10 protein-coding genes and 2 riboswitches are annotated in these 12,873 nt (G+C 58.9%); of the genes, 4 read left to right on the top strand and 6 right to left on the bottom strand.

Features of this window, described 5'->3' with window-relative positions; all coding sequences use genetic code 11:
• Window positions 1-70: 70 nt before the first annotated feature.
• A riboswitch (ZMP/ZTP riboswitch) is annotated at window positions 71-157 on the bottom strand.
• Window positions 158-291: 134 nt separating this feature from the next.
• From PXT33_RS10350 to PXT33_RS10335, 4 genes are all read left to right on the top strand, one after another.
• Window positions 292-1,443, top strand: a complete 1,152-nt coding sequence (locus tag PXT33_RS10350) for a cysteine desulfurase family protein (RefSeq protein ID WP_291015556.1) — start codon at window positions 292-294, stop codon at window positions 1,441-1,443.
• Between the two features lie 355 nt (window positions 1,444-1,798).
• Window positions 1,799-2,998 carry a tRNA uracil 4-sulfurtransferase ThiI gene (gene thiI, locus PXT33_RS10345; protein ID WP_005944312.1) on the top strand — a complete coding sequence of 400 codons (1,200 nt, stop codon included), beginning with the start codon at window positions 1,799-1,801 and terminating at the stop codon, window positions 2,996-2,998.
• A gap of 5 nt (window positions 2,999-3,003) precedes the next feature.
• Window positions 3,004-4,323, top strand: coding sequence for a competence/damage-inducible protein A (locus PXT33_RS10340; protein WP_332376480.1), 1,320 nt, complete (start codon window positions 3,004-3,006; stop codon window positions 4,321-4,323).
• Between the two features lie 33 nt (window positions 4,324-4,356).
• Entirely contained in the window at window positions 4,357-5,271 is a 915-nt protein-coding gene (locus tag PXT33_RS10335) for a hypothetical protein (RefSeq protein WP_332376479.1), read from the top strand.
• A gap of 173 nt (window positions 5,272-5,444) precedes the next feature.
• Here PXT33_RS10335 and PXT33_RS10330 read toward each other — a convergent pair whose 3' ends face one another.
• The 6 genes from PXT33_RS10330 to PXT33_RS10305 form a co-directional block, all read right to left on the bottom strand.
• Window positions 5,445-6,665 carry a M20 family metallopeptidase gene (locus tag PXT33_RS10330; protein WP_332376478.1) on the bottom strand — a complete coding sequence of 407 codons (1,221 nt, stop codon included), beginning with the start codon at window positions 6,663-6,665 and terminating at the stop codon, window positions 5,445-5,447.
• Window positions 6,666-6,741: 76 nt separating this feature from the next.
• Window positions 6,742-9,582 (bottom strand): preprotein translocase subunit SecA, encoded by a 2,841-nt coding sequence (gene secA, locus PXT33_RS10325; RefSeq protein ID WP_097775275.1) that lies wholly within the window; start codon window positions 9,580-9,582, stop codon window positions 6,742-6,744.
• A 372-nt stretch (window positions 9,583-9,954) separates the two neighbouring features.
• A complete protein-coding gene (locus PXT33_RS10320; protein WP_298638801.1) occupies window positions 9,955-10,605 on the bottom strand; it encodes an HAD family hydrolase in 651 nt (216 codons plus the stop codon).
• A gap of 19 nt (window positions 10,606-10,624) precedes the next feature.
• Window positions 10,625-11,149 carry a QueT transporter family protein gene (locus PXT33_RS10315; protein WP_005944292.1) on the bottom strand — a complete coding sequence of 175 codons (525 nt, stop codon included), beginning with the start codon at window positions 11,147-11,149 and terminating at the stop codon, window positions 10,625-10,627.
• A 7-nt stretch (window positions 11,150-11,156) separates the two neighbouring features.
• A riboswitch (PreQ1-III riboswitch) is annotated at window positions 11,157-11,257 on the bottom strand.
• A gap of 224 nt (window positions 11,258-11,481) precedes the next feature.
• Window positions 11,482-12,372 carry a DegV family protein gene (locus tag PXT33_RS10310; RefSeq protein ID WP_005944288.1) on the bottom strand — a complete coding sequence of 297 codons (891 nt, stop codon included), beginning with the start codon at window positions 12,370-12,372 and terminating at the stop codon, window positions 11,482-11,484.
• Complete coding sequence (locus PXT33_RS10305) at window positions 12,363-12,869, bottom strand: tRNA (cytidine(34)-2'-O)-methyltransferase (RefSeq protein WP_005944287.1); 507 nt, start codon at window positions 12,867-12,869, stop codon at window positions 12,363-12,365. The genes PXT33_RS10310 and PXT33_RS10305 overlap by 10 nt, the downstream gene beginning before the upstream one ends.
• Window positions 12,870-12,873 lie beyond the last annotated feature (4 nt).

Raw genomic sequence — 12,873 nt, 5'->3', positions numbered from 1 at the left:
CCATTCAACGCACCCTGCTTATAAAAACAACTTCCGACAACAAAAAAGGCAGCTTTGCGCAGCAATTGCGCAAGGCTGCCCAGACGGTCGGCATTGACTCTCCCGCCATCCCTGCACTGTGGTGCTCCACAAGGTTCCGTCAGCAGAGATACGGTCTCTATGCAGTAAAGATAGCACAATGCCGGGGTGTTTGTCAAGGAAAAACAGCGCCAAATATTTTGCGTTCTACAGCCTGTTGTGGTATACTTATCATGGTTTACTATGAAAATTTAGAAAGCAGGAATCCCTTTTATGCTGCAAAACCCTGAATTGCATTATCTGGATAACGCCGCTACCACCATGGTGGCTCCCGAGGTGGCGGATGTCATCGACAAGGCCATGCGGGAACACTGGGCAAACCCGTCCAGCCTGTACGGCCCCGGTGCCCGCAGCGAGGAAGCGCTCAACGCCGCCCGTGCCGCTGTGGCCCGTACACTGGGCTGCAAGCCAAAGGAGCTGTACTTTACCTCCTGCGGCAGCGAGAGCAACAATCTGGCCCTGCTGGGCGCGGTGCGCACCCGCACTTTCGGCAAGGGCATCGTGGTGTCCGGCTTTGAGCACCCCAGTGTCCAGCGCCCGCTGGAAGAGCTGGCGAAGCAGGGCTACAATGTCACGGTGGTCAAGCCCCGCCCGGACGGCACATTGAATATCAACGAAATGCTGGAGCATGTGGACAAAAACACTATCCTTGTGGCCTGCATGATGGTGAACAACGAGGTAGGCACCCGCAACGATGTGGAACGCCTTGCCGCCGAGGTCAAGCGCCGCAACAGCCGCACCATCGTCCATGTGGATGCGGTGCAGGCGTGGATGCGTGTGCCCATCAAGCTGGACAACATCGACACCCTGTCGGTGAGCGGCCACAAGATCCACGCTCCCAAGGGCATTGGCGCGCTGTATCTTTCTGACCGTCTGGTACAGGCGTTCCGGCCGCCGTACCTCGGCGGTGAGCAGGAGCGCGGCCTGCGCCCCGGCACCGAAAACCTACCCTACGCCATGGGTCTTGCCGCAGCCGCCACCCGTCTTGCCAAGACCATGAAGAGCCGTGACACCGCTATGAAGGCCCTGAACCAGCGTCTGCGGGACGGCCTGAAGGCCTTTCCGGAGGTGGAGCTCAACAGCCCGGAAAACGCGGTGCCCGAGGTGCTGAACTTCAGTGAGATGTGCATCAAGAGCGAGACCATGCTGGCATGGCTGGCCGAAGCACAGGTGTATGTTTCCTCGGCAAGTGCCTGCGGCCGCGGCCAGCCCAGCCACACGCTGGCGGCAATGGGCAAAGACCCGCTTGCCATCGACACGGCCATCCGCGTGTCCTTCTGCGGCGACAACACCCCCGAGGATGTGGATGCTTTCCTCAACCGCTTTGAGGACGGAATGAAGAGCTTGCAGAGGATCCGGAAGTGATTCCACAGGCAGGACCATCTGGAATGGCCGCCGCTTTGCTCTGGCCATGTTTAGAGGAAGGATCATTCTGATTAGGGCGTTTGTCGTGCCCTGCGGGGCACTCCAAACGCATTTTTACGGAAGGGGTCCGGACCGGCAGATGCAGCAAATTGTTCCTCTGTATTTTTCGTCAGGATACTTTCGCGAATAGGAGGATGGATGCCGCTGACCGTTACGACCCTGCCCGTGAAAAAGTGTTCTGGAAATGACCGCAGTCATTTTCAGAACACAAATATAAATATTAAAATTTCCGCTGAGAATGGCCAGAGCGCAAGCGGAGGCCATGTTAAATCGTAACCTAGGAGATACAACATTTATGCATGAAATCATTATGGGCTATCAGGGTGAAATGTCCCTGAAAGGCCTCAACCGCAACCAATTCGAGTCGGCGATGATGAAAATTCTGCGCTACCGGCTCAAGACCGTGGGCAAGTTCAAGGTCTACTGCACCCAGTCCACCTTTTACATGGAGCCTGAGGAAGAGGACGTGGATATGGACCTCGCCTTTGACCGGGTGAGCAAGGTGTTCGGCCTTGCGGCGCTCAGCCGCGCCGTGGTCTGCGACAAGGACTTTGACACCATCTGCCAGACCGCTGAGGATTACCTCGGCGCCAGCCTGCACGGCATCCGCACCTTCAAGGTGGAGGCGCGCCGCTCCGACAAGACCTACCCCATGACCAGCCCTGAACTGATGCGGGAGCTGGGTGCCTATCTGCTGGGCAAACACAACTACCTCAAGGTGGATGTGCATAACCCGGATTTCAAGGTGATCGTAGAAATTCGTGATTACGGCGCCTACATCCACGGCCCCAAAGTGCCCGGCGAGGGCGGTCTGCCCGTGGGCACCAGCGGCCGTGCATTGAACATGCTGTCTGGCGGCATCGACAGTCCCGTGGCGGCTTACCGCATGGCAAAGCGCGGTCTGGCACTGGACCACATCCACTTTGCGTCTCCGCCGTACACTTCGGAGCGCGCAAAGCTCAAGGTAAAAGCTCTGGCGCAGCTCACCAGCATCTATACGGGCAGCTCCAATCTGTTCGTCGTGCCCTACACCAAGCCGCAGGAGTACATCCGGGATAATGCTCCGGATGTGCTGTTCACGGTGCTGATGCGCCGCAGCATGATGCGCATTGCCAACGTTATTGCCAAGAAGCAGGGCTGCGAAGCCCTTGTTACCGGCGAGAGTCTGGCTCAGGTAGCCAGCCAGACCGTCAAGGCCCTGCAGTGCACCGATGCTGCGCAGGATCTGCCCATCCTGCGCCCGCTCATCGGCATGGACAAGACCGAGATCGTGGAGACGGCACGCCACATCAACACCTTTGAGACCAGCATCCTGCCCTACGAGGACTGCTGCACCATCTTCACCCCGCCGCACCCGAAGATCCGCCCGGAACTGGCCGAAATTCTGGAGGCCGAAGCCGCCATGCCCGGCCTTGCCGCGCTGGAAGCCGAAGCAGCAGAGAGCGCCGAGCGCATCCGCATCCGTATCACCGATCAGGTCGAATTTGAGGGGTGAAAGCCATGACAGCAGAGATCATCAGTGTGGGCACCGAGCTGCTGCTCGGCAACATTCTCAACACCAACGCCCAGTACCTCAGCCGGGAACTGGCGGCTCTGGGCATCACCGTCCAGCGCGAGAGCACCATTGGCGACAACCACGGCCGTTTGGCGGATTTCGTCAACGAGGCAAAGCAGCGGTGCGACCTGCTGGTGTTCACCGGCGGCCTTGGCCCCACGGCGGACGACCTAACCAAGGAGACGGTTGCTGGATGCTACGGTGATACGCTGGCTTTTGACCCGGAAGAATGGCAGAAGATCGTGGATTTCTTCACGCGCACCGGGCGCAAGACTGCCCCCAATAACCGCAAGCAGGCCATGGTGCCGGTGAACGGCCACAAGATCATCAATAACCACGGCACTGCCCCTGGGGCATGGTTTGAACAGGATGGTCACTGTGCTGTGCTGATGCCCGGCGTGCCTCACGAAATGAAAGCCATGTGGGAGGAGAGCGTGCGCCCGCTGCTGCTGGCCCGCCAGAACTGCACCCTGCATTCCATCACGCTGCGGGTGCTGGGCGGCGAAAGCGATATCGAATACCGTGTGCGGCATCTGCTGGAAAACGCAAATCCCACCGCCGCAATCTACTGCAAGACCGGCGAGTGCGAGATCCGCATTACTGCCCGGGCAGAAACCGACAGTTCAGCCGAAAAAATGTGCCGCGCATACGCCACAAAGTTCTATGATCTGCTGGGTGATGCGGTGTATGATGAGGATGTGACCGGTCTGGAAGAGACTCTGGTGCACACCCTGAAGGAAAAGGGACTCACCATTGCCACGGCAGAAAGCTGCACAGGCGGCATGATCGCCCAGCGGCTGACCAATGTATCCGGTGCAAGCGAGGTGTTCGGCTTCGGCTTTGTTACCTACTGGGAGCAGGCCAAGGCAAAGATGATCGGCGTAGACCCGGCAGCGATCGCAAAGTACAATGTGGTGTCCGCACCGGTGGCAGCACAGATGGCACTGGGCGCAGCCGAAGCTGCCGGGGCCGATATCGCTGTCAGCGTCACCGGTCTGGCAGGCCCCAACGGCGGCGATGCCGTCCGCCCGGTGGGCACGGTGTATCTGGGTGCGGCCTGCGGTGAGACCGTCTATGTAAAAAAGCTCTTCGTCTCCCGCCCCGACCGTGCGCTGGTGCGTGCCCGCGCGGCACAGGCGGCACTGGAACTGGCGCTGCGTCTGGCTCAGGGCAAAGTTCCTGCAGATACACAGGCACTGGCAAAAAGCGCCCGGCACGATGCGGCGGCTCTGACGGCACTGGACAGCACCTTCCTCAAGGGTTAATACGAGCGGCCCCGGGCCGCGGGGGTGAAGCAGTTGATACACGAAGAAAAAACGCAGACCACCTGTGTGCTGCGGTTGTTTGGCGCACCGCTGTGGGCAGTACAACAGGCAGTGCGGCAGACAGGACTTGCTGCCCAGTGCCGCAGCCGCGGTGCAGAAACACTGGCTGCGCTGCAGACAGAAACGCCCGCAGCATTGAGCAAGGCACGGAAAGCGCTGGCAGACCGCTTTGCGGCAGAGCTGTACGGAGAAGGGGAGATGACCCTTGTTCATGCAGCGGTGCAGGCGCTGGAAACGCACCACAGGCTGCTGGTATGCTGTGATGCGGATGCAGGCACTCTGCTGGAAGCCCGGATGGAAACGGTGGCCGGCGCAGAAAAAGTGTTTGATTTTGGAGCCATGAGCTATGCCGATGCAAAGGTGCGGGAAAAGCTGAGCGCAAAGGTCTGCCGGGTCAAGGGCGGGCCGGTGCCGGCAAAGCTTACCCGTGTGCGGGCAGCGCAGCGCCTTGTGGGTGCAGACTTTGCAGCCGGGTGTCTGGAGCGCGCCGAGGACACGGTGCTGTTTCTGGGCAGCCGGAAAGGCTGCTGGGTGCGCACGGTGGCCAATGCAGATACGCCTGCTTTGTGGCTGCTGGATATGATCCGCCGGGCGGCTTCCGGCCTGCCGCAGGCGGCGGGAACGATCTGGCAGAAGTGTGGCAGGGCCATCCCGGCAGATGCCCTGACGGCGCAGCGCCTGCCGGACAAGCCGGAGCCGGATGCACCGACAGCAGCGCCGCGCAAACGGCACAGGGTGCGGAATGCCCTGATTTTTCTGCTGATTCTGGCACTGGCCGCGTTTGCCGCTGCGTGGTATTACACCGGCGGCGACCTCGCCGCCCTGCCGCAGCAGCTGCAAAGCCATGGGGCCGACAGCCTGCCCCATGCGGGGGCAAAGCTGATATAAAAAAGATCCCGGAGGGTGTGAACCTTCCGGGATTTTTTTGTTTATAAAGGCGATTTTTAAGAGATGCAGCGTGCTGCTCCGAACCCATCCGTGAAAAAGAACCACCGGAAAATCCGCGGATTTTTCGGAGGTTCAAATAAATAATAAATTTTCCGCGGGGGAAACCCAAATGGTTATGCCTTGTGGTCGCTCAGCCAGCGCAGGCCCATATAGGCATAGGCCGCTGCGCCCTCGTACAGCACGCTGTCGTCAAAGCGTACCTTGGGGTGGTGCTGGCCGTAAACATAGCCCTCCTTGGCGTTGCCTGCGGAGAGAAACATGCTTACGGTGGGCACTTCGTGGCTGACAAAGGCAAAGTCCTCGCTGCCGCCGCCGGGCTTGCCGCCGGTGAGGACGGTCATATCCATGGCACCACGGCCCAGCAGTTCGGTCATATAGGTCAGGGCATTCTTGGCAAGAGGCGTATCCACCACCATGCAGGGGCAGTGGTCGCTGAACTCCACATCAGCAGTGCAGCGATAGGCTGCCGCCACGCCCTGCGCGATCTCGGTCATGCGCTGGTGGATCTGCTCACTCACGGCACCTTCGGGGTCCACCGTGCGGATAGTGCCCCACATATCGGCAGAATCCGGGATGACGTTGGATGCCTTGCCAGCTTCAAACCGGCCCGTGGTGAACACGCCAAACTTGGCGGGGTCCAGCTCACGGCTGTTGATCTCCTGCAGGGCAATGTGGATGTGGGCCGCTGCGGTGATGGGGTCGATGCAGGCGTTGGGCATGGAGCCATGGCCGCCCTTGCCGTGTACGGTGATGTGGTACTGCTCACAGCTTGCCATGGTGATGCCGCCGCCCGGCACTAGCACGGTGCCCACGGGCAGGGGCATCCCGGCCAGAACATGGAACATGACCGCGGCATCCACCTTCGGGTTTTCCAGCAGGCCGTTTTTCAGCATGTCCAGCGAACCCTGAAAGATCTCCTCTGCAGGCTGGAATTCCAGCTTGATGGTGCCCTCGATCTCGTCCTCGTGTTCTTTGAGCAGCTTTGCCGCACCCAGCATCATGGCGGTGTGCATATCGTGGCCGCAGCCGTGCATCTTGCCCGGCACCTCGGAAGCAAATTCTTCGCCGGATTCCTCCTGAATGGGCAAAGCATCCATGTCACCGCGCAGCAGGATGGTCTTGCCGGGGCGCTTGCCGCCCGCAAGCGCGAGTACGCCGCACTTGCCGCAGTCCTGCGGGGTGTAGCCCATTTCGGTCAGGGCTTTTTTCACCAGCGCTTTTGTCTCGGGCAGGTCAAAGCCTACCTCCGGGTGGCGGTGCAGGGTGCGCCGCCATGTGCGCAGCTGGGTTTCCAGCTCCTTTGCGGATTCGAGCAGTTTTTCTGGTGTGATCATTCCAAAATCAACTCCCTCTATTTTATCAAAAACCTCCCAGACCCTGCCTTATGGCAGAGCCTGAGAGGTTTTTTACTTAGTTTTCGTTCGTCGATGTGCCTTCCGGGTGGTACTTGGCGCAGGTGCACTTTTTCCACTTCAGGCCGCTGCCGCAGGGGCAGGGGTCGTTGCGGCCAATTTTGATGACACGCACAGGCTGGCCGTGGGGTGCACCCTTGGCACCGGGTGCACCGTTGCCGGGCACAAAGCCTTCGCCGGTGGGCTTTGCCACCTGCTCACGCTTGGGGGCAGCACCGGCCTGACGGATCTCGATGGTCAGCAGCATCTTCACACTGGACTCACGGATGGAATCCACCATCTGGTCGAACATGTCAAAGCCCTCGATGCGGTACTCCACAACGGGGTCCTTCTGGCCGTAGCCGCGCAGCGCAATGCCCTGACGCAGCTGGTCCATGTTGTCGATGTGGTCCATCCACATGCGGTCCACGCACTTGAGCAGGCAGATGCGCTCCAGCTCACGCATGATGGGAGTACCGTAACGCTGCTCCTTGTCGGAGAGGATCTTCATGCCGCGGTCATAGAGCTGGTCGGCAATGCCCTTGCGGGAGATATCGTCAAAGTCGGCCACGGTGTAGTGGAGGTCTTCCTCGGTGGTCAGCCAGCCCAGATAGTGGCGGCGCAGGGCACCAAAGTCCCAGTCGTCCTTCACATCACCGGCCAGGAACTGGTCGCAGCTGGAATCGATGTTCTCGCGCAGCATCTTGTGCATTTCGGTGCTGATATCCTCGCCATCCAGCACCTTTCGGCGCTGACCATAGATGATCTCGCGCTGCTGGTTCATCACGTCGTCGTACTTCAGCACGTTCTTGCGGATCTCGAAGTTGCGGCCTTCCAGCTTTTTCTGGGCGCTTTCCAGCGTGTTGGTGATCATGCGGTTCTCGATGGGAGTGTCCTCGTCGATCTTGAGGGTATCCATCAGGCTGGAGACGCGGTCGCCGCCGAACAGGCGCATCAGGTCATCTTCCAGGCTCAGGTAGAAGCGGGAAGCACCCGGGTCGCCCTGACGGCCGGCACGGCCGCGCAGCTGGTTGTCGATGCGGCGGCTCTCGTGGCGTTCGGTGCCGATGATGAACAGACCGCCTGCAGCGCGCACCTGCTCAGCTTCGGCATCGATCTGGGGCTTGCACTGGGCGTACAGCTCATCGAAGCGCTTGCGGGCAGCAAGGATGTTGGCATCCTCGGTATCGCCGTGGCCGTTGGCTTCGGTCAGCAGCATTTCCACTGCAGCCGGGTCGGCATCCTCGGGCTTTTCCGGGTTCAGCAGGTTTTCGCAGAAGTGTTCCTTGCGCATCTGGGCCTTGGCCATGAACTCGGCGTTGCCGCCCAGCATGATATCGGTACCACGGCCTGCCATGTTGGTGGCAATGGTAATGGCACCCTTTTTGCCGGCCTGCGCCACGATCTCGGCTTCACGCTCGTGGTTCTTTGCGTTCAGCACGTTGAAGTCGCGGGTGTATTTCTGCAGCATCTTGGCAAGGGTCTCACTCTTTTCCACGCTGACCGTACCCACCAGCACGGGCTGGCCCTTCTGGTGGCATTCCAGCACCTGCTGGATAACGGCATTGTATTTGCCGTTGACCGTCTTGTAGATGGCATCCGGATAATCGATGCGCTGACGGGGACGGTTGGTGGGCACCGTAACGATGTTCAGGCCGTAGATCTCGGTGAACTCGGTGGCTTCTGTCTTGGCGGTACCGGTCATACCGGACAGCTTTTTGTACATGCGGAAGTAGTTCTGGAAGGTGATGGTAGCCAGCGTTTTGCTCTCGGCGGCGATCTTCACGCCCTCCTTGGCTTCGATGGCCTGATGCAGGCCTTCGTTGTAGCGGCGGCCGATCATCAGACGGCCGGTGAATTCGTCCACGATGATGACCTGACCATCCTTGACCACGTAATCGATGTCCCGCTGCATCACGCCGTAAGCCTTGATGGCCTGATCGATGTGATGGGCAAGGGTCATGTTCTCGGCGGCGGCAAGGTTCTCGACCTTGAAGTAGGCTTCCGCTTTCTTGATGCCGCTGGCAGTCAGGGTACAGGTCTTGTGCTTTTCGTCCACGACGTAATCACCGTCGGTCTGCTCGTCGGTAGAGACCTTATCCTCCAGCTCTACCACCACGCTCTTGCGCAGGGTGCGCACAAAGCGGTCCACCTGTGTGTACAGGCTGGAGGAATCCTCGCCGCGGCCGGAAATGATCAGGGGCGTGCGGGCTTCATCGATCAGGATGGAGTCCACTTCATCGACGATGGCATAGGCGTGGCCGCGCTGCACCATGTTGGCCTTATAGGTCACCATGTTGTCGCGCAGGTAGTCGAAGCCGAACTCGTTGTTGGTACCGTAGGTGATGTCGGCAGCATAGGCGGCGCGGCGTGCATCGCCGTCCATGCCCTGTGCGATCAGGCCGACAGAAAGGCCCAGCCAGCGGTAGAGCTTGCCCATCCACTCGCTGTCGCGCTTGGCAAGGTAATCGTTGACGGTGACAACATGCACGCCCTCACCGGTGAGGGCATTCAGGTAGGCGGGCAGGGTAGCCACAAGAGTCTTGCCTTCACCGGTCTGCATCTCGGAAATATCACCGCGGTGCAGGGCAATGCCACCGATGACCTGCACAGGGAAGTGCTTCATGCCCAGCACGCGCCATGCGGCCTCGCGGCAGACGGCAAAGGCATCGGGCAGGATATCATCGGTGGTCTTGCCGTCGGCCAGCTGCTGCTTGAACACAGCGGTCTGTGCCTGCAGGTCGGCATCCGGCATGGCGGCATATTTTTCTTCCAGAGCCAGCACCTGCTTGGCAATGGGGTTGATCTTTTTCAGCTCCCGGTCCGAGAAGCTGCCAAAGAGTTTTTCAACAAGGGACATTGGTAACACCTCATAGATCAAATTCGGGAAAATGCTTCCCGGAGATAGACATAAATACACACATATATGATACACCAAAGCGGCAGACGCGTCAAACCTGCAAGGTTATTTTAGCCGGTTTTTGAATGAATTTTCTGTAAATTTGCGCTGGCGGGGGGTTCATAAAAGGAAAAGATATGTGGTGGAGGCGAACAGCCTCGCCCTCTCCGTCTGCTCCCGCTGGTCGCATCCACCTCCCCCAAAGTGGGAGGCCTTGGCAATCCACGCAAAGTTTCCGGTTTCGCCAGAGGCTCCCCCTTTGGGGGAGCTGGTGAGCCAGCTAAAACAAAAACCACCTCTGATTTTTGCAAATCAGAAGTGGTCAGGTGTACATTATAAGGTTTCCAGCAGCTGCGGCAGCTGTGCCAGATCGTCGATGACATTCGGGCACACAGCCTCGAGCCGCGCGCGGGACTGGTGGCCGCCGGTGTAGAGCACGCATTTTGTGCCAAGGGCCTTTGCAACTTCGGCATCGTGCTGGGTGTCGCCCACCATCACGCAGGCAGCAGGGGCGATGCCGCTTTGTGCAAGCCACTGTTTGCCCACCTGCACTTTGCTTACGCCATAGATGTCTGCAAGGCCGAGCAACTCAGTAAAATAGCCCTGCAGGCCCCGTGCGGCTACCTGCTCGATCAGGTAGTCCCGGCGGGAGGCGGAAAGCACGCTCTGCCGCCAGCCCCGGCGCGAAAGCTCGGCCAGCGTTTCGGCAGCGTGTGCAGAGGGGGGACAGGCATCCACACCTGCGTTATAATGTTCCATAAAGCACTCGGCCAGCTCCGGATAGGGATGTCTGGCAAAGTCGAAGCCGGCGCGGATGTAGTATTCCTCAATGGGAAAACCGAAAATTTCCCGGTAAGCGGCAAGATCGTACCGCTGCGGATAACCGTGGGTCTCCAGCATCCAGTTGAGACAGCTGTGGGTGAAATCAACATCATCCATCAAAGTGCCGTTCCAGTCCCAGAAGATCATTCCGTTTGCCTGCATGGAAACCTCCTTGCGGTCATTAAGCTGCAAAAATTTTGCGCAGGGCCTTGCTGCTCTCGATGATCTTCACCAGCAGCACACCCAGAACGGTGCAGCTGATGAGCTCGCCGATACCTACGGAGATGCCGTTGGTGATGCAGGCCAGCCAGATGGGAGCGCTGGAGGTGGGGTCCGGGAACATGACGGCGATCTCAATGCCGATGATCACGGCATTGAACAGCACCGGCGGCAGGGAAGCCGCCACAGCCAGACCCTTGATGCGGATGTTCCGCAGCTTGTAGGTGACAAGGCAGGCCAGCAGGGTGGCAAGGGTGCCAAAGATGACATCCACGATGGTGGAGCCCAGCAGGTTTGCCAAAAAGCAGCCCAGTACCACACCGGCAATGTACTCGGCACCGAACACCGGCAGCAGGCAGAGCGCCTCAGCCACACGCACCTGTACCGCACCATAGGAGAGCGGCTGCAGAGCCATGCAGAGAACAACATAAATGGCTGCGACCACGCCGCAGCGCACCAGTTTACGGACGGAAGGATTCTGATTCATGATAATACTCCAGCGGGATGATTTTGACCGCACAGGGCCGCCAGCCCCTGTGGGTTTGGCCCGGCATGGTTCGAGACACGCCGGGGAGCCTAAAATCCTAAGTTGCTCTGAAAGGATGCCGCACAAAAAGCACAGCAAAAGGCAGTATAGCATAATTTTTGGCAGATTGCAACGAATTTTCGCAGAATCAGGTACAGATGTAGTTTTTGGTTTGGACCCTTCCGGTGAAAAAGAGGTTCCGAAAAGCCCGCAGGCTTTTCGGAACCTCAAAATAAAAATAAAATTACCGCTGAAATAGCCAGAGCGAAAGCGGAGGCTATTAAAATCGTGTGTTACCCTCTGGGGTGTCCGGTGTATACCAGAGCCACCGTGTCGGGGCCGGTGTTGGCGGAAACGACACCGCCCAGCTCAAACACCAGCAGCGGCGGCTTGCCAAAGGCCTTGCGGCAGGCCTTTTCCAGATCGGCGGTCTGCGGGATGTTGGTGTGGCCGATCATATAATCAAAGTTCTCCACCCCTTCGCTGCGCTGTTTGCACAGCTCCACCATGGCGGGCACCACCTTGTCATCGCCGCGTACCTTGGCTTCCACCTTGGTCTTGCCGTCGATCAGGGTGATGATGGGACGAATGCCCATCAGCTCGCCCATAACAGCAGCAGCGGCAGAGATACGTCCGCTCTTTTTCATCTGCTTCAGGCTGTAGGGGCCCAGAACGATCTCCATGCAGTCCATCTGCTTTTCAAACTCCCGGATCACATGGCTGATCTCTGCACCGTTCTTCAGCTTGCGGGCCATTTCGCACAGATACCAGCCGAACACCATGGAATAGGTGTGGGGGTCCAGCAGATGGATCTTCAAGTGGTGCTCCGGGCGCTCTTCCCGCAGCATCCCCTGTGCCATGAGGGCGTTATTGTAGGTGGAAGAGCCGGATTTGTTGATGGGTACATGAATGACATCAGTATAGCCCTCGTCCACATACTGGCAGTATTTTTCGCAGAACTGGATGGGGGTGATGGCGGCAGTGGAGGGCACGCCCTTAGCGGCACGCATCTTATCGTAAAATTCGGTGTTGGTGCAGCTTTCACGCTCCACGTAGTCCACATCGTCTAGCAGGATGTGGAAGCTCATGATGTCGATGCCGTATTTTTCGGCCATCTCCTGCGGGATATCGCAGGAGGAATCGGTCAGGATCGCAATCTTGCTCATAATGTCCCTCATTTCCATTCGTAGTCTCGTAAGTGTCCGTGGTCCAAAAGCTCCGGAAAGTCCCACTGGCGCAGCACTTCATACACGCCCACAGCCACGCTGTTGGAAAGGTTCAGGCTGCGGCAGGTGTCGCGCATGGGCATTCGGATGCAGTGCTCCTGATTGGCGGCAAGCAAGGCTTCGGGCAGGCCGGCATCCTCGCGTCCGAACACGAGGTATGCACCGTCCGGGTAGCTCACATCGGTGTAGCGCTGAGGTGCCTTGGTGGTAAAATAGTAATAGGGGCCGCTGTTTTTGGCAAAGAACTCGTCCAGACTGTCGTAATAGCTGATGTCGAGGTAGTGCCAGTAATCCAGACCCGCATGCTTGAGCTTTTTATCATCGATGGCAAAGCCCATGGGGCCTACCAGATGCAGCCGACAGGCAGTGCAGGCACAGGTGCGGGCCACATTGCCGGTGTTCTGCGGGATGCGCGGCTCCACCAGAACGATGTTCAAGGTTGGCTTTTCGTTCATCGGT

It is taken from the genome of Faecalibacterium taiwanense (assembly GCF_036632915.2).
Lineage (GTDB): Bacteria > Bacillota > Clostridia > Oscillospirales > Ruminococcaceae > Faecalibacterium > Faecalibacterium taiwanense.
This window is presented reverse-complemented; position numbering and strand designations above follow the sequence as displayed.